Genomic DNA, 20,437 nt, shown 5'->3' with positions numbered 1-20,437 from the left:
GCGTTTATTAATGGTATTAGATTTAACAAAGTATATTGCTGCAATTCCTGATTACCCAGAAAAAGGTGTTGTTTTTCGAGATATATCACCCTTAATGGCAGACGGAGCAGCATACCGCGAAGCAACAAATAAAATTGTAGAATATGCCAAGAGTAAAAATGTTGAGATGATTGTTGGCCCTGAAGCTAGAGGGTTTATTGTTGGATGTCCAGTGGCCTATGATCTAGGTGTAGGATTTGCACCAGCTAGAAAAAAAGGTAAGTTACCTCGAGAAACCGTTGAGGCCAAGTATGCATTGGAGTACGGAGAATCTGCACTATATATGCATAAGGATGCGGTACAACCTGGACAGAGGGTTTTAGTAACAGATGATTTATTAGCAACTGGTGGTACGATTGCAGCGACGATAGAATTAGTTGAACAATTAGGTGGTATTGTTGTAGGGACTGCCTTTTTTATTGAATTAGATGATTTAAAGGGCCGTCAAAAAATAAAAGACTATGATATATTCAGTTTAATGAACTATTAAATTCATGATTACAGCTTTATGATAGCTATTGTTGTATAATTTTATAAAATGAGGCTCTAGTATTGGATTTTCGTCCAATACTAGAGCTTTTTATTTTTAAATTAAGCTACGAGCTTTTGAATATTATCTTCCTTTTACCAAGAACAGACGGTTGTTTGCGAAATATTAATTATATATACATCAGTTTGGGTCCAAGATACAGGTATAATACTGATTTTTTATAATTCAGAAAGTCACTTAAAGCTTTTTTAATGTTAGGTATATAAAAATGTGCGAAATATGTGCAAAGTCATATGATGTTTTAATGCTTTATAGTCTCTTTTTATACAAAATAAAAAACACAAATGCCTTTAAACTGGCGTTTGTGTTTTTTTATTTTGGTTTAATATGATATAAAAAGGAGAGTACAGGATTTGAACCTGCGCGCGCCATTACAGCGTTCGCCGGATTTCGAGTCCGGTGCATTACCACTCTGCCAACTCTCCAAAATAACTTTGTTTAGTATATCAACTTTTTAATATAATTGCAAAACTCATTTAATTATTATCAATGCTTATTAAGTTAGCAAGAAATATCCACGTGTAGCTTGCGCCAAATAATAAGCTTAGCAGATGAATATATAAAATTATTGTTGGATATGACTGAACATTTTGAATAGAATTTATGGGGTCTCCAAAAAAATCACTCAAGCCATAATATGAAATAGCTACTAAGTGATCAACAACATGGACACTGGGTAACTTAGAGACAAATTCGGTAACTTTTGATTCACCTCCTAAAACGCCTATTAAAGAAGTTCCAACAAGCAAACCTTCATAGAAAATATTTAATGCAAATTCAGCAATAACCTGTACAGTATGTGCAAAATTATTTTGAACAATGTATGAAAGTAATTTTAATAAATAGAATGAACTAAAGGTAATGATAATAATACCTAATATAAATGTAAAAATAACTGTTGTTTCCATTAGTGGTGTAATCAAATTCATATAATTAATTAGATAAAAAATGAATGTAGTAATAAGTAATAATAAATACGATTCAATTTGCCAGAGTTTTGTTTTTTTAGGGAATAATTTTAGGTATGAAAAAAAACTATAACAAAACAGTAATGAAGCAATGCTAAATGTTAGTAGTCTTAAAATTAAGAACCTGGGGAAAAACATTAGACCAAAAATTGTACCTATTAAAAAACTTACTGCATAAAAATAAAATTTTTGTTCTTTTTCTTGAATAACTAAAAACGACAAAAAAGGGTGTTTAAATCTATTTTGTCTTGGTATTTTTGTAGGGGTGAATATATATTTAAAAAAATTAGTCAAACCTTTATCCCAAATAGTTAACCCAATCATAGACACCCAAATAATTAAAACAATTAAATAAAATGTTTGTGCAATCATATTAATCCCCTTTTTCGTATAAATATATGGTTAAATTTTATACGTCTAACTGGACAATTACAAGAGAATACATAAAGTGATTCTATAATTAGTATTCAAGGGGAATTAAGTGCAATTAAGTGCAATTAAGTGCAATACGACCAATGAGTCTTGTAATCGTTGCCAAATTTTATCTGTTCGCCGAGTGTGATAGTTTATTGATAAAGATATTTCTAGGGTAGTAATAAAAGTATTTAGGTTTAGTATTTGAAACTGAATAATGATACCTTTTTAAACCAGTGATACCAAATCTTGCCATCAAATGAGACATCAAGTACAATAAAAACAATATAATAAATGGAAGCTGGAAGATTAATGAAAATTGGAATTGATCGAATTAATTTTTTTACATCGAATCAGTACGTTGATATGTCAGAATTAGCTAATGTCAGAAATGTAGATCCTAATAAATATTTAATTGGAATTGGCCAATCAAAAATGGCTGTTATACCGCCGACACAGGACGTGGTGACGATGGGTGCAAATGCTGCAGATCTATTAATAGATAACGAAAATAGAGACAAAATTGACTTTGTTATTTTTGCAACAGAATCCGGTATTGATAATTCAAAGTCGGCAGGAGCCTACGTTTCAGGTCTTTTAGGCTTAAAACACGTGAGATCAATCGAAATTAAGCAAGCTTGCTATGGAGCAACGGCCGCTATTCAATTGGCAAAAGGACATGTGTCGCTTAATCCAAATAGTCAGGTTTTAGTCATTGGTGCTGATATTGCTAGATATGGTCTAAATACTGCGGGTGAACCTACACAAGGTGGCGGCGCTGTCGCAATGATTATTACGAAAAACCCAAAAATACTTTTATTAGATGCAGATAGTGGATTTGTAACGGAAAATGTTATGGATTTTTGGCGCCCATTAAATCACAGCGAAGCACTTGTAGACGGTAAAACTTCTCAGAACGTATATTTAGATTTTTTTAATCAAACATGGAATGAGTATAAAAATAAAACAGGATTAACTGTTGCTGATTTTAAGGCTATTTTATATCATTTGCCATATACAAAACTTGGTGTTAAAGGTTTAAGAGAAGTCCTTAATGAAGCGACAGATAGCAAAAAAATTGAATTAGAACGAGAATTTGAGGCAGCTAAAAAGTATAATAATCAGGTTGGAAATTTATATACTGGCTCACTATATTTAAGCTTTATATCTTTACTTGAAAATAGTAATGATTTAGAGGCCGGTGATAGAATAGGGATGTATAGCTATGGTTCAGGGGCAGTTGGAGAATTCTTTTCTGGTACATTAACAGATAATTTCAAGAGTCAATTACCGAAAATTAATTTAGAAGAACGTGTTCAAGTTTCTATTGAATTATACGAGAATATGTATCAAAATCATTTAAAAAATGATGGAGCAGATATTTATTTAGATTACAGTAATGATAAATCTAAATATATTTTAATAGGCAGCAAAAATATGCAAAGGCAATATTCTATTCAATAGAAAAAGCTACTAGATTAGTCTGACTAATTTAGTAGCTTTTTCTGCTTTGTTCATTAAAAATGACGATAGAGTCCAATGACTTTGCCTAAAATAGAGACAGAATCTAAAATAATTGGTTCCATTGAATCATTTTCGGGTTGGAGACGAAAATGATTTTCTTCTTTGAAAAATCTTTTACAGGTTGCCTCATCAAATTCATTCATTGCAATAACAATTTCACCATTTTCAGCAGTTGACTGTTTTCTGACAATAACTTGATCTTCATTTAATATCCCAATATTAATCATGCTTTCTCCGCGAATTGTTAACATGAATAAATCATCTGAGGAATTAAAGTCAGGTGGGAGGGGGAAATAATCAGTTACCTGTTCAACAGCCAAAATGGGTACACCAGCAGTAACGGTCCCGACCATTGGAATTAAATTTTCATGACTATTAACGCCAATCGCATCTAATCCAAGTGGTGTAAGTTCAATTGCCCTAGGTTTGGTGGGATCTTTAGTTAGTAATCCTTTTTTTTCAAGTCGAGCAATGTGTCCATGAACAGTGGAAGTAGATGATAGAGAAACAGCTTCGCCAATTTCTCTAACAGTTGGTGGATAACCCTTCGTGTCCACTCGTTCATGAATAAAGCGCAAGACTGCAAGTTGTTTGCTGTCAGATGCTTTTGTCATTTAGTACACCTCATCATCATTATTTATTATTTTAATAGTAGCATATGAAAGTAGTTGTTGCAAACAAACGTTCGGTTAATTTGAATAATTGTTTTTTATCATATTATCAGGTATGCTTATGAGTGAAATTTTAAGGAGTGATAATAAATGATCCCAGAAGATTTAGCACCAAGAATAAATGAATTAGCTGCAAAAAGTAAAACTGATGAAGGTTTAACAAAGGCTGAAGAAGCTGAAAGAAAAGAACTTCGTGAAACGTATCTTGCATTATTTAGAGAAAGTTTTAGAAGTCGAGTTGAAATGATGCAGGTTTATGATAAAACAGGTAAAGAAGTAACACCTGACAAAGTAAAAAAAGTTCAACGTGATAAAGGTTTACGAGATAACTAAGAAAATAGTTCCCAATTTGAATAGATTTACCTTTTCTTTTATGTGAAAATTGTGTAGAATTAGTGATTGAAGTGAATTGAAAGGGGTCTTGAATTATGTCAATGGGAATGACGATTTTAATCGCCGTTATTGCGTTAGCAGTTGGACTTGTCGGAGGATTTTTCGGTGCTCGTAAGTATATGGAAACATATTTACAAAAGAACCCACCAATCAATGAAGATATGTTAAGAATGATGATGGTCCAAATGGGCCAAAAACCTTCTGAAAAGAAATTACATCAGATGATGTCATCTATGAATGCACAAGCAAAAAATAGTTCGCAAAAAAAATAATTTAATATTTTATGAACAGGCAAGGATTTCCTTTGCTTGTTTTTTTTTATAAAAAGGAGGAGTTAGAATGACTATATTTAGAAAACTTGGATGGTTTTTTAAACAAGAAAAAAAATCGTATGGAATCGCAGTATTCTTTCTGATTTTAGTGGCAATCTTCCAAATTATTCCACCTAAAATTATTGGAAATATCGTTGATAGTATGAGTGAAAATGAACTAACAGTGAGTAAGTTAGCAATTTGGATTAGTATCTTAGTTTTTGTTGCATTAGGGCAATATCTGTTTAGATATATCTGGAGAACCAATATTTGGGGTAGCGCTGCTCGCCTTGAAAAAATTTTACGTACTCGATTATTTAAACATTTTATGCAAATGGATCAATCTTTTTTTCAGCAAAATAGAACAGGCGATTTGATGGCACATGCAACGAATGATTTAACAGCTATTCAGCAGGTTGCTGGTGCAGGTATACTAACTTTTGCTGATTCAATTATCACGGGTGGGACAACTATAATTGCAATGATATTTTTAATAGATTGGCGTTTAACAATCTTAGCAATTATTCCGTTACCTTTATTGGCGGTTATGGCTAGATATTTAGGAACTAAAATACACACTGCTTTCTCTACATCTCAAGCAGCGTTTTCAACGTTGAATAATAAAACGCAAGAGAGTGTCAGCGGAATTAAAGTGATTAAGACTCTTGGACAAGAACAAGAAGATATTGAAGATTTTGAAGGAAAAGTTGAAGAAACTATCAAGATTAATAGAAAAGTTAATTTATTGGATGCATTGTTTGATCCAATAACAAGTTTAATTATTGGATTGTCATATGTTTGCACTATCATTTTAGGTGGATACTATGTGGCTAACAACGTTATTTCAATTGGACAACTGATTTCATTTATAAGTTATATTGCGTTACTTGTTTGGCCGATGTTTGCTATTGGTCGATTATTTAATGTTATTGAACGTGGAAATGCTAGTTATGATCGTGTTCAAATATTATTAAATCAAAAAAGTGGCATTGTAGATAATGAAAAGGGGTTAGATAAATTACCGGTGGGATCTTTTAAATTTGATGTCCAGCATTTTAATTATCCAGATGATGATCGGGAAAGCTTGCATAATGTTAAATTTGAAATTGGTTCTGGTCAAACTCTTGGCATTGTTGGAAAAACGGGTGCTGGCAAATCAACGATTATGAAATTGATACTTCGTGAATTTGATGCATACAACGGAATGATTTCAGTTAATAATTCAAATATTAAAGAGTATGCCTTAGATACGTATCTGAAGTCAATTGGTTACGTTCCTCAGGAAAGCTTTTTATTTTCAACAACTATTTTAAATAATATACGTTTTGCTAATATGAATTTAACAAAAGAAAAGGTTGAAATGGCTGCATTTAATGCTGATTTGGATAGTGATATCACTGAATTACCACTAAAATATGAAACAGAGGTTGGAGAACAAGGAATATCCCTCTCTGGTGGCCAAAAGCAACGTTTAGCTATCGCTCGTGCCCTTGTAATTAATCCAGAGCTATTAATTTTGGATGATGCTCTTTCGGCAGTTGATGCCAGAACGGAATCTATTATTTTAACTAGATTAAAAGAGAAACGTCAAAATAAAACAACTATTATTTCTGCAAGCCGTATGAGTAGTGTAAAAGATGCAGATGAAATTATCGTAATTGATGGTGGAACAATTATTGAGCGAGGACAGCATGATACGTTAATGACATCAAAAGGTTGGTACTATCAAATGACAACTAAACAACAACTTGAAAGCAAGTTAGAGGGAGATGAAATTAATGAGTGAAAAGCCTAAATCTAGCTGGCAAAAAGAACTGAGCGGTAAAGAACAAAGAACAGTTATTAAAAGATTGTTGCCCTATACAAAAGATTTTAAAGCCGATTTTTTAATCGCAATTTTATTTGCGGCCATATTAAGTGGAATTAATATATTACTACCTCTTCTTTTACAGTATTATATGGATAACTATCTTCAATCGAAATCAACACCACTAAATATTATGTTTTTATTTGCGGGTCTTTACTTTATCGGTGTAATTTTAAAAGCAATTACTCAATTCATTCAAATGTATTTGTACTCAATGGGTGCAGAAAAAACATTAGAAAAAATACGTGTCATTCTTTTTAAAAAAATTCACACGTTAGGGATGCGTTACTTTGATAAGACACCGGCTGGAGCTGTTGTTTCTAGGGTTACTAATGATACGATGACATTAGCAGATTTTTGGACGCTATTTATGACATTAATCGTTGGTGTATTTTCACTTATCTCTGCTTTTGTAGCAATGTATATTGCCAAGCCACAGATTGCATTGGTAACGTTGATTTTTATACCAATTTTACTAATAACAACATGGTATTACCAACGGTTTAGTTCAAAGGTTTATCGACAAATGAGAGAATATTTGAGTCGATTAAATACTAAATTAAATGAATCTATCGTTGGAATAAATGTGATTCAACAATTTCGCCAAGAAAAACGGATTGAAGGCGAATTTGAGGACACTAATGAACTTTATTTGAAAAAAAGATTTGAAATGATTCGAACTAATTCATTGTTACTTTCACCAATTATTAGTTTATTTTATGCATTGGCTGTAGTAATGACACTTGGGTTATTTGGAATTAGCAGTTTAGATCATTTTGTTGAAGCAGGAATGGTATATGCATTTCTAACATATTTACAAAATTTCTTCAATCCCATGACAAACTTAATGGATTATTTGACAACTTTCCAAGATGGAATCGTTGCAGGTAGCCGAATCATTAGTGTTCTTGATGACCAAACAATAGAACCACAACAAACACCCGTGGCAGGAGCCACAATTACTGAAGGTAAAATTGAATTCAAAAATGTTACTTTTTCTTATGATGATGAGAATGCTGTTTTAAAGAATATATCATTTACGGTACAACCTGGTGAAACACTTGCTTTCGTTGGACACACGGGTAGTGGTAAAAGTTCAACCATCAATATTTTGATGAGATTTTATGATTTTGAAGAAGGGCAAATTTTAATTGATGGTTTAGATATTAAAAAATATTCGACAGAAGAGTTACGTAAAAAAATGGGGCTTGTATTACAAGATTCATTTTTATTTTATGGTAATGTTGCTTCAAATATTAGAATGTTTAATCAAGATATTACTGATGAACAAATTGAAAAAGCTGCTAAATTTGTTCATGCTGATCAATTTATTGATAAATTACCTCGGCAGTATCAAACGAAAGTTGTTGAACGAGGGGCAACATACTCCGCTGGTGAAAAGCAATTGATTTCATTTGCGAGAACGATTGTAACTAATCCCAAAATTTTAATATTGGATGAAGCTACAGCTAATATTGATACGGAGACGGAACAACTTATACAAGATGGGTTAAAACAAATGAGACAAAATAGAACGACGCTTGTTATCGCACACAGACTGTCAACTATTGTTGACGCTAACCAAATTCTAGTGTTGGATAAGGGTCAAATTGTTGAACGAGGAACACATGAAGAATTACTAAAATTAAATGGTAAATACGCTGACATGTATAGTTTACAAAATATATCAGATGATTAAGTTTAATTTTAAATAAAAATACTGGTAGAAAATCAATATGATTTCCTACCAGTATTTTTTTTGGAATTTAATTATTATTTTTACTTTTATGGGGATCAACATATTTAAAATTGGGATTAATTTCAGTATCTAATTTTTGAAATGCAGCCATTAATTGGGTGTCCATTTCTGTTTGGACCTCATCAGTCAATTTTGTTTTTTTGTCTAAATAGATTGGATCACCGAATGAAACGGTTACTCTTTTTCTACTGAAAAGTTGCTTTAAGGTTAATGGACCTTGATAGACTGCTGGAACTAGGGGTACCTGTGCCATTCGAGCAATTAAGAGTGAACCACCTTTTAATTCCTCGGAATGTCGGGTACCTGAGGGAAACATAATTAATGATAATTCGCCTTTTTTTAAAAATTTAACTGGCGTTTTAATTGTTGATGGACCTGGATTTTCTCGATCAACTGGAAAAGCATTGGCATGAATTAAGATATAGCGTAAAATTGGATTTACAAATAGTTCTTTTTTTGCCATAAATGAAAACTTTTTAGGACTACCAGCTAAGGCAAAGTAAAGGGGGTCAAACCAAGTTCGGTGTGGACCTACTAAAATATACGATCCTTCAGGTAGTTTTTCTTTATTAATATAGTGGGCATTCCCATTGATTAAGAATAAAAGTACTCGTACAATACCTCGTGCAAATGAATAAAACATGTGGCAACAATCCTTTCAAATTTTAAACTTTGTATGGTAAGTATGACTAATTAAATTAAAAGTTGCAAGTTTAAAAAAAATTATAGAAAATGGGTAATGAAAAATGGTTTCACTTAATAACAATGAACGTATTGACCAATTATACTCAAATCAAATTAAAATCATTCAGAGTTCAGATGTTTTTTCTTTTTCACTGGATGCTGTTTTATTAGCCCATTTTGCAGATGTTTCAAGAAAAGAATCAACTAAAATAGTTGATTTATGTGCGGGCAATGGTGCAGTCGGGTTATTTGTTAGTCAAAAAACAAAGGGTCAAATTTATCAGATTGAACTTCAAGAAAAATTAGCTGATATGGCAAATAGAAGTATTGAATTGAATCACTTGGAAAATCAAGTACAAGTTAAGCAAACAGATTTAATCAACACGTTTGATTATCTAGAAAAAGACTCAATTGATACCGTATTGTGTAATCCACCTTATTTTCCAAATACGCCACAATCTTCTCAGAATCCTAACAAGTATTTAGCAATTGCACGACATGAAATTACAACTAATTTAGATAGTATTCTAGAAATTACTAGCGGTTTATTGAAAATGAAGGGGAAAACTTTTTTCGTACACCGTCCTGATCGATTGCCTGAAATTCTAAGTAAAATGGTTAATCATCGGTTGGCGCCTAAAAAAATCCAATTTGTTCATCCAAAAGAGGGAAAAGAGGCTAACATGGTCCTAATTGAAGCAATTAAGGATGGCAATGCAGCAGGAATTAGGATTATGCCTCCTATTGTTGTTTATGGTAACGATGATGAGTACACACAAATGGTTCAGGAGATTGTTTATGGAAGATGAAAAAAAATATTATTTCTATGTATTACTGTGCGCTGATAATACACTATACGGCGGATTTACAACGGATCCCGAAAAAAGACTTGCAACGCATAATGCAGGGAAAGGTGCAAAGTACACAAAATTAGCTAGTAGACGGCCTTTGAAAATGATTTTGCAGGAATCATTTGAAACGAAATCTGAAGCATTAAAGAAAGAATATGCTTTCAAACACCAATCAAGAGATAAAAAAATTGCTTATTTAAAAAAGCAATCAGTTGAAATCTGAAATAATGTATAAAAAGATTTCAAATGATATAATGAAAGTATAAATTTTAAAATAAAGAGGTATAACATTATGAAAATCATTGCGTATGGTATCCGAGAAGATGAATTATTGTATGTCCAAGAATGGGAAAAAGATAATCAAATTAAAATAAAAACTGTTAATGAATTATTAGACGAAAAAACAGTTCAATTAGCAGAAAATTATGACGCTATCGTTGCCTACCAACAAAAGGACTATACACCTGAATTAATTAAAAAAATTCATGATTTAAATATTAATTATTTATCGATTCGTAATACTGGTGTGGATAACGTTGATGGGGATGCAGTTAATAAGTATGGATTGATTGTGACGAATGTGCCATCTTATTCTCCAAGTGCTGTTGCGGAGCTATCTGTAGCTAAATTGTTGGAGTTATTTAGAAAAACACCACAATTTAATCGTAAAATGAAGAATAACGATTTCACTTGGGAACCCGATATCTCTAAAGAAATCCGCACACAAACAGTTGGTGTGATTGGTACAGGAAGAATTGGGCAAACAGCCATTAAAATTTTTAAAGCATTTGGTGCAAAAATTATTGGATATGATATTTATCAAAATCCTGCTTTGAAAGAAGAAGGAATCTATGTTGATACATTAGATGAGCTATATGCAAAATCAACAGTTATCACAATTCATAGCCCTGCTACTGAAGATAATTATCATTTATTAGATGACGAAGCATTTAGTAAAATGCAAAATGGTGTGCATATTTTGAATATGGCCAGAGGAACATTGATTGACACCGATGCACTGATAAGAGCGCTAGATTCAGGGAAAGTAGCCGGTGCCGCATTAGATACACTTGAAAATGAGACTGATTATTTCAATAAAGAATTAACAGAATCACAAGTAAATGGTACTTTTAAAAACTTATTGCAACGTGAGAATGTGTTAATTACCCCACACACAGCGTTCTATACAGAGCCTGCTGTCAGGAATATGGTTATAGATGCTTTGAATGCAAGTAAAGACTTAATAGAAACAGGACATTCTGATAAAGAAGTTAAATTTAAATAAAATTAGTCAGAAAATGGAGGATTTTGTATTATGAAACTAATTGCGTTCGGTATGAGAAAAGATGAAGTTGGATTTGGTAATCAATGGTCTGATGACAATCAAGTTGATGTTGAAATTACTCAAGATTTATTAACGAATGAAACGATACAGCAAGCGGATGGATTTGATGGTATTATTGCATTGCAAACAATCCCTTATAACGAAACATTATTTTCTAAAATGAAAGAGATGAATATTAAGATTCTTTCTGTTAGAAATGTCGGGGTTGATAATATTGATTTAGTTGCAGCTAAAAAATACGGTGTGACGGTGACAAATGTCCCAGCGTATTCACCTAACGCGATTGCTGAATTTTCTGTGACACAATTGATGCAACTCTTAAGAAGAACACCAGAATTTAATTTAAAAATTAAAAATCAAGACTATCGTTGGGCTCCAAATATTTCACGCGAGTTGAGAAGCTTAACCGTGGGTGTTATTGGAACTGGACGTATTGGCCGGGTTGCAATGGACATTTACAAAGGATTCGGTGCAAAAGTTATTGCATACGATGTCTATCCAAATGCTGAATTAAAAAAGAGTGGTATTTATGTTGATACATTAGATGAGTTGTTCGAACAAGCAGACGTTATTACATTACATACGCCAGCTACAAAAGAGAATGAACACATGCTTAATCGAGATTCATTTGAAAAAATGAAACACGGAGTTCTGATTGTAAATACAGCCCGTGGAACGTTAATTAATACTGAAGATTTAATTGACGCATTAAAATCAGGACAAGTTGGTGGAGCAGCTTTAGATACGTATGAATTCGAAAATCCAATATTTAATCATGATTTAACGGACTCATCTATTGAAGATCCATTATTTAATGAACTTTTAGATATGGTAAATGTTATTTTAACACCTCATATTGCATTCTATACTGAAACTGCAGTTAAAAATATGGTTGAAATTGCTTTGAATAGTGCTTATCAATTTTTAACAACAGGCGTTGTGGAAACAGAAGTTAAATAATTAAAAATAAGACTTGTGTTCTAATTTTAGATTTTGTATACTTAAAGACGATGTTAAAACATCAATTCACACCTTGTGGGATGTGACTGAGGGTGCTCGGGAGAGTCTTAGCACAGTTGAACACTTGGGAGGAAAATAAAACTTTTACTCGGAGGCACTACATTATGGCTGTTATTAGTATGAAACAATTGCTCGAAGCCGGTGTTCATTTTGGACATCAAACACGTCGCTGGAACCCAAAGATGAAACCATACATCTTTACTGAAAGAAATGGTATTTATATCATTGATTTACAAAAAACAGTTAAATTAGTTGATGCTGCTTATGCATCAATGAAAAAAGCTGCTGAAGATGATGGTGTTGTTCTTTTTGTTGGTACAAAGAAACAAGCACAAGATGCTATTGAAGAAGAAGCAACTCGTGCTGGACAATACTTTGTTAACCATCGTTGGTTAGGTGGAACTTTAACTAACTGGAACACAATTCAAAAACGTATCAAACGTCTTAAAGAAATCAAAAAAATGTCAGAAGATGGCACATTTGATCTTCTTCCTAAAAAAGAAGTTTCTTTATTAATTAAACGTAGAGATCGTCTTGAAAAATTCTTGGGTGGTATTGAAGATATGCCTCGCATCCCTGATGTATTATTCATTGTTGATCCTCGTAAAGAACGTATCGCTGTTAAGGAAGCTCAAAAATTGAATATTCCTATCATCGCTATGGTTGATACAAATAGTGATCCAGATGAAATTGATGTAAAAATCCCTTCAAATGATGATGCAATTCGTGCTGTACGTTTGATTACTGCAAAAATGGCTGATGCTATTATTGAAACTAATCAAGGTAAAGAAGAAGTGAATGAAGCTTCTTTCAAAAAGGCTGACGAAAAAGTAGATTCAATCGAAGATATCGTTGAAGCTGTTGAAGGCGGAAATGATAAAAAAACTGCTGAATAGTAAATAAATTAGGCTGTCTCAAAATTAGGTACTGTAATGGCCCTTTCTTTTGAGGCAGTTTTTTTAGATATAAAATCAATTAAATTATTTAAACAAGGAGGCCATTCAAATGGCAAAAATTTCTGCTTCTCAAGTTAAAGAATTACGTGATACAACTGGTGTCGGTATGATGGACGCAAAAAAAGCACTCGTTGAAGTTGACGGTGATATGCAAAAAGCAATCGATTTCCTCCGCGAAAAAGGTATGGCAAAGGCTGCTAAAAAAAGTGACCGTGTTGCTGCTGAAGGTCTATCTGATGTTCAATTCTCTGGTAACTTTGCAGCTATTGTTGAAGTTAACGCAGAAACTGATTTCGTTGCTCAAAACGAACAATTCAAAACACTTGTTAAATTGATTGCTACTAAAATTGCTGAAGCACATCCTAAAGATGTTGAAGAAGCACTTACAATTAAAACAGACCGTGGCACAATTAATGATGATTTAATTGAAGCAACACAAGTAATTGGTGAAAAAATTTCATTACGTCGTTTTGAATTAGTAGAAAAAACTGATAATGAAAGTTTTGGATCATACTCACATATGGGTGGCTCAATTTCAACACTTGTTGTCGTTACAGATGCTGATGAATCAACTGCTAAAGATGTTGCTATGCATGTTGCTGCAATTAATCCTAAGTATGTATCTCGTGAACAAGTACCTGCTGATGAATTGGCACATGAAAAAGAAGTACTTTCTAAAGAAGCTGCTAATGAAGGCAAACCAGCAAATATCATTGAAAAAATGGTTGAGGGTCGTTTAAATAAATATCTAGCTGATATTAGCTTAGATGATCAAGATTTTGTTAAAGATCCTGACATGACAGTTGCTAAGTATGTTGCTTCTAAGGGTGGAAAAGTTAAATTATTTATCCGTTATGAAGTTGGAGAAGGTCTTGAAAAGAAAGAAAATAATTTTGTAGACGAAGTTATGGGCCAAATTAAATAATTTTCTACAATCCAAAAGTTTGTGCTTTAAGCACAAACTTTTTTTAATAAATTTATTTTGATATAAATTGAATTATTAATTATACCTAAAATATGGTAAAATAATTGTAAATAGATTGTAGGAGGAACATTGGATGTCAGATGTTAAGTATCGACGCGTTATGTTGAAGTTAAGCGGTGAAGCATTAGCCGGAGAACAAGGATTTGGTATTAATCCACCTGTAATTAGAAAAGTTGCTGAAGAATTAAAAGAAATTCAAGAAATGGGTGTTGAAGTCGCTATCGTTGTTGGTGGTGGTAATATGTGGCGTGGTGAAGCTGGAGCCGCAATGGGTATGGAACGTGCGCAGGCAGATTATATAGGGATGCTAGGAACAGTTATGAATGCACTAGCATTGCAAGATAATCTTGAGTCTGTAGGTGTCCCAACTCGAGTTCAAACAGCTATTGAAATGCGCCAAATTGCAGAACCCTATATTCGCCGTAAAGCTGTTCGTCATCTTGAAAAAGGTCGCGTTGTTATTTTTGCTGCGGGTACGGGTTCACCATATTTCTCAACAGATACAACTTCAGCGTTAAGAGCTGCAGAAATTAATGCTGATGTTATATTGATGGCAAAAAATGGCGTAGATGGTGTCTATTCTGCTGATCCTCAAAAGGATGACTCAGCAACAAAATATGAAGAATTAACACATTTAGATATAATTAATAAAAACTTACAAGTTATGGATACAACTGCAAGTACATTATCGATGGATAATGATATTCCGTTAGTCGTATTTAATTTGAACGAACCAGGAAATATAAAAAAAGTTGTTCTCGGTGAAACCATCGGAACAACCGTTAGGGGAAAATAAATGAAAATAACAGAACCTATATTAGTTGATGCTCAAGATAAAATGTCAAAAGCAGAGGTTTCACTTCAAAAAAATCTTGGTAATATTCGGGCTGGTCGAGCTAATGCTAGTTTATTGAATAATGTGACAGTAGATTATTATGGTGCACCAACGCCACTTAATCAAGTTGCACAAATTTCAGTACCAGAAGCTCGCGTACTTTTAATTACGCCATTTGATAAAAGTGCTTTGAAGGATATTGAACATGGTTTATTAGTTGCTGATTTAGGAATTAGCCCTTCGAATGATGGATCAGCAATTCGATTAGTTATTCCTCAATTAACAGAAGAACGTCGTAAGGAATTAGCTAAAGACGTTAAAGCTGAAGCAGAAAATGCTAAAGTTATTATTCGTAATATCAGACGTGATGCAGTTGATGCCTTGAAAAAATCAGAAAAAAATGGTGATTTAACCGAAGATGATTTACGAGATTTAGAAAAACAAGCTCAAGATGTGACGAATGCATCAATTAAAAATATTGATAATATTCAAGCAGATAAAGAAAAAGAAATTTTAGCAGTTTAAATAAATAGCTTTATTTTAAGACAGGCGTCGTTTTGTGCCTGTTTTTTTGCTACAATAGAACATGTAACTATTCTTGGAGGTACAATATGGCTTTTAATTTTAAAAAAAATAAAACAAATGAATTAATCCAATTGGATATGGAAAGAATTCCTAAACATGTTGCTGTTATAATGGATGGTAATGGACGTTGGGCAAAAAAAAGGCATTTACCTAGAATTGCGGGACATAAAACCGGTATGGATACTGTAAAAACAGTAACTATGGCTGCAAGTGATTTAGGGATTAAAGTTTTAACACTTTACGCATTTTCTACTGAAAATTGGAAACGGCCCGAAACAGAAGTTAATTACCTGATGAGTTTACCGGGTACTTTTTTTGATAAGTTTGTACCAGAATTAATTGAAAAGAATGTAAAAGTTAATGTTATGGGCTACATTGATCAGCTTCCAAATGAAACAAAATTAGCTGTTCAAAATGCAGTGGAAGATACTAAAGATAATACAGGGATGGTTCTTAATTTTGCATTAAATTATGGTGGGCGAGCAGAGATTGTGACGGCTATCAAAAATATTGCAACTGATACCTCTAATGGTAAACTAAGCGTTGAAGAGATAACAGATAAAACAATTGACCAGTATTTAATGACTAGTAATTTAGCACCTTATAATGATCCGGAATTACTAATCAGAACTAGTGGTGAAGAAAGAATATCTAATTTCTTATTATGGCAAATTGCTTATAGTGAATTAGTGTTTACTGATACATTATGGCCTGATTTTTCTGAAGATGCATTAAAAGATGCAATACTAAATTATCAAAAAAGAGACCGCCGTTTCGGTGGTATAAAAGAATAGGAGAATTTTTATGAGACAGCGCGTAATTACGGCAATTGTGGCTCTCTGTATTTTCATACCATTGGTTATTATTGGTGGACTACCATTGCAGATATTTGCTTTAATTTTAGGATGCATTGGTATTTCGGAAGTATTTGTAATGAAGAAAAAATTATTGATATCACCAGAGGCTACTTTTGGTATCTTAATGACAATAACTGTGATTGCACCAGATAAGTGGTTTAAATTTTTACCAGCTCACATTTCTTCTGTAAATGTATTTTATTTTCTTGTTGCACTTCTATTAATGTATATGGTTACTTCAAAAAATCGTTTTTCATTTGATGATGCTGGTGTTTTTGTCTTAAGTTCTTTATATGTCGGGATGGGATTTCATTATTTTATTGCGGCAAGAGGCAACGATTTTAACGGATTAATGACATTAGCATATATTTTAATTGTTATCTGGACAACAGATACAGGTGCTTACATGTTTGGACGTAAGTTTGGTAAAAATAAATTAGCACCACATATTAGTCCAAATAAAACATGGGAAGGTTCAATTGGTGGAACATTAATGGCTACACTGTTAGGAAGTATCTTTATTTACTTCTTCCCACAAAATCATTCTTTTCCTATAATGATTTTGATTACGTTAATCCTTTCGGTATTTGGACAATGCGGTGATTTAGTTGAGTCCGCGTTTAAACGTTTCTATGGTGTAAAAGATTCTGGACGTATTCTACCTGGACATGGTGGTATTTTAGATCGATTTGATAGTTTAATATTTGTATGGCCAATTATGCATTTATTTGGGTTAATGTAATAAATTAAAGGGGGAGGATTCACATGATTAAAACGATTATTACATTTATTATCGTTTTTGGAATTTTAGTTGTGATTCATGAATTTGGTCATTACTATTTTGCAAAACGTGCTGGAATTTTAGTTCGTGAATTTTCAATTGGTATGGGGCCAAAAATACTTTCATTCCATAGAGGTAGTACAACGTACACTTTAAGAATATTACCTCTTGGTGGATATGTTAGAATGGCGGGAATCGCTGATGATGAAGATGAAGATTTAAAACCTGGTATGCCTATGAGTTTAATACTGGATAGTAATAATAAGGTTACAAAGATTAATACGAGTAAAAAAACAACGCTGTATAATGGTATCCCAATCGAATACCTAGATAGTGATTTGCAAAAAGAACTCTGGATTACAGGATATGAAAATGGTAATGAAGAGATAGTAAAAAAATATAATGTTGATCATGATGCGTTAATAATTGAAAAAGATGGCACAGAAATTCAAATCGCTCCTGAAGATGTTCAATTTCAATCAGCTACGCTTTGGAATCGAATTTTAACGAATTTTGCTGGACCGATGAATAACTTTTTATTAGCTATTGTTGCATTTATACTACTTGCTTTTATGCAAGGTGGCGTTGCAACCAATTTGAATCAAATTGGTACAATTCAAGAGAATTCTGCGGCTCAAAGGGCGGGGTTAAAAGCAAATGATAAAATTGTAGCTGTATCTGATAAAAAGACAACAAACTGGACTGAATTAACGACAGCGATTAGCAGTCGTCCTGATAAAAAAACTGACTTAAAAGTAATAAGGAACGGTAAAACAGAATCAATCGTTATTACACCTGAATCAAGTAAAACAGACTCAACAAAGATCGGTAAAATTGGTATTACAGTTAAAATGGATCACTCATTTATCAATAAAATTACTTATGGGTTTACGCAATCATGGAGTGTCGTGGCTAGTATTGTGGCTGTATTAGTAGGGATGTTTACTAAAGGTGTCAGCTTAAATGATTTTGGTGGTCCGGTTGCAATTTATGCAGTGACTTCAAATGCAGCAAGTTATGGGTTGGCGAGTGTTGTGTCATTGCTTGCATTCTTATCAATTAACTTAGGAATTGTGAATTTATTACCAATTCCAGCTTTAGATGGTGGAAAATTAGTACTAAATATTATCGAAGGAATTCGTGGCAAACCAATTTCACCTGAAAAAGAAGGTGTTATTACATTAGTTGGATTTGCATTTTTAATGATATTGATGATATTAGTCACATGGAATGATATTCAGCGTTATTTCTTTTAAATGAAAAAGGAGAATAAAATAGTATGAAACAATCACAATTATTAATACCAACAATGAAGGAAGTTCCAAGCGATGCTGAGGTTATCAGTCATCAAATGATGTTACGAGCTGGATATATTCGACAAGTTTCAGCCGGAATGTACAGTTATTTACCATTAGCTTTCTCCGTTATTAGAAAAATTGAAACAATTATTCGCGAAGAAATGGAAGCAATTGGAGCGGTTGAAATGCTTGTACCTGCCGTTATTCCTGCTGAATTATGGGAAGAAACAGGTCGTTATGAAACCTATGGTGATACACTTTTTAAATTAAAAGATCGACATGATAGAAAATTTATTTTAGGACCAACTCATGAAGAAACATTTACTTCTTTAATTCGTGATGAAATCAAATCATATAAAAAATTACCACTGACAATGTTCCAAATACAACAAAAATATCGTGATGAAAATAGACCTCGTTTTGGTATATTAAGAGGCCGTGAATTTTTAATGAAAGATGCTTATTCATTCCATGCGGATGAAGAAAGTTTAAATGATACTTATCAAAAAATGAATCGTGCATATCAAAATATTTTTGAACGCTGTGGTCTTAATTTTAGAAGTATTATTGGTGATGCAGGTGCAATGGGCGGTAATGATTCAAAAGAATTTATGGCAATTTCTGATATTGGTGAAGATACAATCGTTTATTCTGATAAGAGCGATTATGCAGCTAATTTAGAAATGGCAAAAAGTTTGAAAACATATAAGAATTCACATGAAGCGATTAAAGATATTGAAAAAATTGAAACACCAAATATTAAAACAATTGATGAGTTGGCTAAATTTATTGATACAGCAAGTGAAAATTTAATAAAATCATTATTATTTATGGCTGATGAAAAACCAGTGATGGTTTTAATGCGCGGAAATGATATTTTGAATGAAATTAAATTAAAAAACACATTAGGCGCTGATTTTTTACGTATGGCAACTGATTCAGATGTTACTGAAGTGTTGGGTGCAGAGTTTGGTTCACTTGGACCTGTTGGTGTTACAGAAGACGTAACAATTGTTGCCGACGAAGGAATTAAGGGAATGATAAATGCGGTCGTTGGTGCAAATACGACTGGTTCTCATTTATTTAACGCAAATATTGATCGTGATTACCGAGTAGATAAATTTGTAGATTTACGTTTGGCTCAAGAAGGTGAAACTTCACCTGAAGGGGAAGGCGAATTGAAATTTACTAAGGGGATTGAAATTGGTCATATCTTCAAAATTGGAACACGATATTCTGAGGCATTGGGCGCTAATATCTTAGATGATAATGGCCGCGAAAAACCTGTGATATTAGGTTGTTATGGAATCGGCGTTAGTCGTTTACTTGCAGCCATTGCAGAGCAACAAGCTGATGAAAATGGTTTAGTATGGCCTAGAAGTATTGCACCATACGATGTTCATGTAATTCCAATTAATGCTAAAAATGATGAACAAATGGCTCTAGCTAATGAAATTGACAAAAAAATGACTGAAAATGGTTACAAAGTATTGCTTGATGATCGTAAAGAACGTGCAGGTGTTAAATTTGCTGATTCAGATTTAATTGGATTACCTGTTCGAATTACAGTTGGTAAGAAAGCTGCTGATGGTATCGTTGAAGTGAAGTTACGTAGAAATGGTGAAACGATTGAAGTAACGAAAGACGAATTAGAGAGCTCTATCTCAATTTTATTAAAAGAAGAAAATCAAAACTAGTTAAAGAAGATTGAGTTCAAAAGAAAATTTTGACTCAGTCTCTTTTT

General features: G+C 32.8%; 21 protein-coding genes and 1 tRNA gene. 18 read left to right on the top strand and 4 right to left on the bottom strand.

The window, feature by feature from the left end; genetic code table 11:
* Positions 1–10 precede the first annotated feature (10 nt).
* On the top strand, positions 11–529 hold the full coding sequence (locus tag AC1RPQ_RS03645) for an adenine phosphoribosyltransferase (RefSeq protein WP_481761394.1): 519 nt from the start codon (positions 11–13) through the stop codon (positions 527–529).
* A gap of 398 nt (positions 530–927) precedes the next feature.
* On the opposite strand, the gene AC1RPQ_RS03640 is transcribed toward AC1RPQ_RS03645, so the two are convergent.
* Positions 928–1,014: transfer RNA gene (locus AC1RPQ_RS03640), tRNA-Ser, on the bottom strand.
* 51 nt (positions 1,015–1,065) lie between these two features.
* Positions 1,066–1,929, bottom strand: a complete 864-nt coding sequence (locus AC1RPQ_RS03635) for a hypothetical protein (protein WP_481761393.1) — start codon at positions 1,927–1,929, stop codon at positions 1,066–1,068.
* Between the two features lie 354 nt (positions 1,930–2,283).
* Here AC1RPQ_RS03635 and AC1RPQ_RS03630 point away from each other — a divergent pair, with 354 nt between their 5' ends.
* Entirely contained in the window at positions 2,284–3,435 is a 1,152-nt protein-coding gene (locus AC1RPQ_RS03630) for a hydroxymethylglutaryl-CoA synthase (RefSeq protein WP_481761392.1), read from the top strand.
* A gap of 53 nt (positions 3,436–3,488) precedes the next feature.
* On the opposite strand, the gene lexA is transcribed toward AC1RPQ_RS03630, so the two are convergent.
* A complete protein-coding gene (gene lexA / locus AC1RPQ_RS03625) occupies positions 3,489–4,109 on the bottom strand; it encodes a transcriptional repressor LexA (protein WP_409022434.1) in 621 nt (206 codons plus the stop codon).
* Positions 4,110–4,256: 147 nt separating this feature from the next.
* Between lexA and AC1RPQ_RS03620 the strand changes: the two genes are divergently transcribed.
* The 4 genes from AC1RPQ_RS03620 to AC1RPQ_RS03605 all read left to right on the top strand — a co-directional run bounded on the left by AC1RPQ_RS03620 (position 4,257) and on the right by AC1RPQ_RS03605 (position 8,436).
* Positions 4,257–4,499, top strand: coding sequence for a DUF896 domain-containing protein (locus tag AC1RPQ_RS03620; RefSeq protein ID WP_409022435.1), 243 nt, complete (start codon positions 4,257–4,259; stop codon positions 4,497–4,499).
* A 95-nt stretch (positions 4,500–4,594) separates the two neighbouring features.
* The gene (locus AC1RPQ_RS03615) at positions 4,595–4,831 is read left to right on the top strand and encodes a YneF family protein (RefSeq protein WP_112249992.1); all 237 of its coding nucleotides are present in this window, start codon (positions 4,595–4,597) and stop codon (positions 4,829–4,831) included.
* A 67-nt stretch (positions 4,832–4,898) separates the two neighbouring features.
* Complete coding sequence (locus AC1RPQ_RS03610; protein WP_481761391.1) at positions 4,899–6,656, top strand: ABC transporter ATP-binding protein; 1,758 nt, start codon at positions 4,899–4,901, stop codon at positions 6,654–6,656.
* Positions 6,649–8,436, top strand: coding sequence for an ABC transporter ATP-binding protein (locus AC1RPQ_RS03605; RefSeq protein ID WP_481761390.1), 1,788 nt, complete (start codon positions 6,649–6,651; stop codon positions 8,434–8,436). The genes AC1RPQ_RS03610 and AC1RPQ_RS03605 overlap by 8 nt, the downstream gene beginning before the upstream one ends.
* A gap of 67 nt (positions 8,437–8,503) precedes the next feature.
* Here the strand turns inward: AC1RPQ_RS03605 and AC1RPQ_RS03600 are convergent, their stop codons facing one another.
* Positions 8,504–9,139 (bottom strand): lysophospholipid acyltransferase family protein, encoded by a 636-nt coding sequence (locus tag AC1RPQ_RS03600; RefSeq protein WP_409022438.1) that lies wholly within the window; start codon positions 9,137–9,139, stop codon positions 8,504–8,506.
* Between the two features lie 103 nt (positions 9,140–9,242).
* Between AC1RPQ_RS03600 and AC1RPQ_RS03595 the strand changes: the two genes are divergently transcribed.
* The 12 genes from AC1RPQ_RS03595 to AC1RPQ_RS03540 all read left to right on the top strand — a co-directional run bounded on the left by AC1RPQ_RS03595 (position 9,243) and on the right by AC1RPQ_RS03540 (position 20,390).
* A complete protein-coding gene (locus AC1RPQ_RS03595) occupies positions 9,243–9,989 on the top strand; it encodes a tRNA1(Val) (adenine(37)-N6)-methyltransferase (RefSeq protein ID WP_409022439.1) in 747 nt (248 codons plus the stop codon).
* Positions 9,979–10,254 (top strand): GIY-YIG nuclease family protein, encoded by a 276-nt coding sequence (locus tag AC1RPQ_RS03590; RefSeq protein WP_409022440.1) that lies wholly within the window; start codon positions 9,979–9,981, stop codon positions 10,252–10,254. The genes AC1RPQ_RS03595 and AC1RPQ_RS03590 overlap by 11 nt, the downstream gene beginning before the upstream one ends.
* 69 nt (positions 10,255–10,323) lie before the next feature.
* On the top strand, positions 10,324–11,316 hold the full coding sequence (locus AC1RPQ_RS03585) for a D-2-hydroxyacid dehydrogenase (RefSeq protein WP_481761389.1): 993 nt from the start codon (positions 10,324–10,326) through the stop codon (positions 11,314–11,316).
* A gap of 30 nt (positions 11,317–11,346) precedes the next feature.
* Positions 11,347–12,336 carry a D-2-hydroxyacid dehydrogenase gene (locus tag AC1RPQ_RS03580; protein WP_481761388.1) on the top strand — a complete coding sequence of 330 codons (990 nt, stop codon included), beginning with the start codon at positions 11,347–11,349 and terminating at the stop codon, positions 12,334–12,336.
* A gap of 164 nt (positions 12,337–12,500) precedes the next feature.
* The gene (rpsB, locus tag AC1RPQ_RS03575; RefSeq protein ID WP_409022443.1) at positions 12,501–13,292 is read left to right on the top strand and encodes a 30S ribosomal protein S2; all 792 of its coding nucleotides are present in this window, start codon (positions 12,501–12,503) and stop codon (positions 13,290–13,292) included.
* 109 nt (positions 13,293–13,401) lie between these two features.
* Positions 13,402–14,277, top strand: a complete 876-nt coding sequence (gene tsf, locus AC1RPQ_RS03570) for a translation elongation factor Ts (protein WP_481761387.1) — start codon at positions 13,402–13,404, stop codon at positions 14,275–14,277.
* Positions 14,278–14,410: 133 nt separating this feature from the next.
* A complete protein-coding gene (gene pyrH, locus AC1RPQ_RS03565; protein ID WP_481761386.1) occupies positions 14,411–15,133 on the top strand; it encodes a UMP kinase in 723 nt (240 codons plus the stop codon).
* A complete protein-coding gene (gene frr, locus AC1RPQ_RS03560; protein WP_409022446.1) occupies positions 15,134–15,697 on the top strand; it encodes a ribosome recycling factor in 564 nt (187 codons plus the stop codon).
* 86 nt (positions 15,698–15,783) lie between these two features.
* A complete protein-coding gene (locus AC1RPQ_RS03555) occupies positions 15,784–16,551 on the top strand; it encodes an isoprenyl transferase (protein WP_481761385.1) in 768 nt (255 codons plus the stop codon).
* A 10-nt stretch (positions 16,552–16,561) separates the two neighbouring features.
* A complete protein-coding gene (locus AC1RPQ_RS03550; protein WP_409022448.1) occupies positions 16,562–17,356 on the top strand; it encodes a phosphatidate cytidylyltransferase in 795 nt (264 codons plus the stop codon).
* A gap of 23 nt (positions 17,357–17,379) precedes the next feature.
* Entirely contained in the window at positions 17,380–18,651 is a 1,272-nt protein-coding gene (rseP, locus tag AC1RPQ_RS03545) for an RIP metalloprotease RseP (RefSeq protein ID WP_481761384.1), read from the top strand.
* A gap of 23 nt (positions 18,652–18,674) precedes the next feature.
* Entirely contained in the window at positions 18,675–20,390 is a 1,716-nt protein-coding gene (locus AC1RPQ_RS03540; protein WP_481761383.1) for a proline--tRNA ligase, read from the top strand.
* Positions 20,391–20,437 lie beyond the last annotated feature (47 nt).

The sequence above is a fragment of the Dellaglioa sp. CoH-57-MRSF-21 genome (genome assembly GCF_056781915.1).
Note: the sequence above shows the minus strand (reverse complement) of the source record. Positions and strands in the feature narration are given on the sequence as shown.

Coding starts and splice junctions, on each gene's coding strand:
- AC1RPQ_RS03645 (WP_481761394.1), top strand. CDS start 11: ATGGTATTAGATTTAACAAAGTATATTGCTGCAATTCCTGATTACCCA.
- AC1RPQ_RS03635 (WP_481761393.1), bottom strand. CDS start 1,929: ATGATTGCACAAACATTTTATTTAATTGTTTTAATTATTTGGGTGTCT.
- AC1RPQ_RS03630 (WP_481761392.1), top strand. CDS start 2,284: ATGAAAATTGGAATTGATCGAATTAATTTTTTTACATCGAATCAGTAC.
- lexA (WP_409022434.1), bottom strand. CDS start 4,109: ATGACAAAAGCATCTGACAGCAAACAACTTGCAGTCTTGCGCTTTATT.
- AC1RPQ_RS03620 (WP_409022435.1), top strand. CDS start 4,257: ATGATCCCAGAAGATTTAGCACCAAGAATAAATGAATTAGCTGCAAAA.
- AC1RPQ_RS03615 (WP_112249992.1), top strand. CDS start 4,595: ATGTCAATGGGAATGACGATTTTAATCGCCGTTATTGCGTTAGCAGTT.
- AC1RPQ_RS03610 (WP_481761391.1), top strand. CDS start 4,899: ATGACTATATTTAGAAAACTTGGATGGTTTTTTAAACAAGAAAAAAAA.
- AC1RPQ_RS03605 (WP_481761390.1), top strand. CDS start 6,649: ATGAGTGAAAAGCCTAAATCTAGCTGGCAAAAAGAACTGAGCGGTAAA.
- AC1RPQ_RS03600 (WP_409022438.1), bottom strand. CDS start 9,139: ATGTTTTATTCATTTGCACGAGGTATTGTACGAGTACTTTTATTCTTA.
- AC1RPQ_RS03595 (WP_409022439.1), top strand. CDS start 9,243: ATGGTTTCACTTAATAACAATGAACGTATTGACCAATTATACTCAAAT.
- AC1RPQ_RS03590 (WP_409022440.1), top strand. CDS start 9,979: ATGGAAGATGAAAAAAAATATTATTTCTATGTATTACTGTGCGCTGAT.
- AC1RPQ_RS03585 (WP_481761389.1), top strand. CDS start 10,324: ATGAAAATCATTGCGTATGGTATCCGAGAAGATGAATTATTGTATGTC.
- AC1RPQ_RS03580 (WP_481761388.1), top strand. CDS start 11,347: ATGAAACTAATTGCGTTCGGTATGAGAAAAGATGAAGTTGGATTTGGT.
- rpsB (WP_409022443.1), top strand. CDS start 12,501: ATGGCTGTTATTAGTATGAAACAATTGCTCGAAGCCGGTGTTCATTTT.
- tsf (WP_481761387.1), top strand. CDS start 13,402: ATGGCAAAAATTTCTGCTTCTCAAGTTAAAGAATTACGTGATACAACT.
- pyrH (WP_481761386.1), top strand. CDS start 14,411: ATGTCAGATGTTAAGTATCGACGCGTTATGTTGAAGTTAAGCGGTGAA.
- frr (WP_409022446.1), top strand. CDS start 15,134: ATGAAAATAACAGAACCTATATTAGTTGATGCTCAAGATAAAATGTCA.
- AC1RPQ_RS03555 (WP_481761385.1), top strand. CDS start 15,784: ATGGCTTTTAATTTTAAAAAAAATAAAACAAATGAATTAATCCAATTG.
- AC1RPQ_RS03550 (WP_409022448.1), top strand. CDS start 16,562: ATGAGACAGCGCGTAATTACGGCAATTGTGGCTCTCTGTATTTTCATA.
- rseP (WP_481761384.1), top strand. CDS start 17,380: ATGATTAAAACGATTATTACATTTATTATCGTTTTTGGAATTTTAGTT.
- AC1RPQ_RS03540 (WP_481761383.1), top strand. CDS start 18,675: ATGAAACAATCACAATTATTAATACCAACAATGAAGGAAGTTCCAAGC.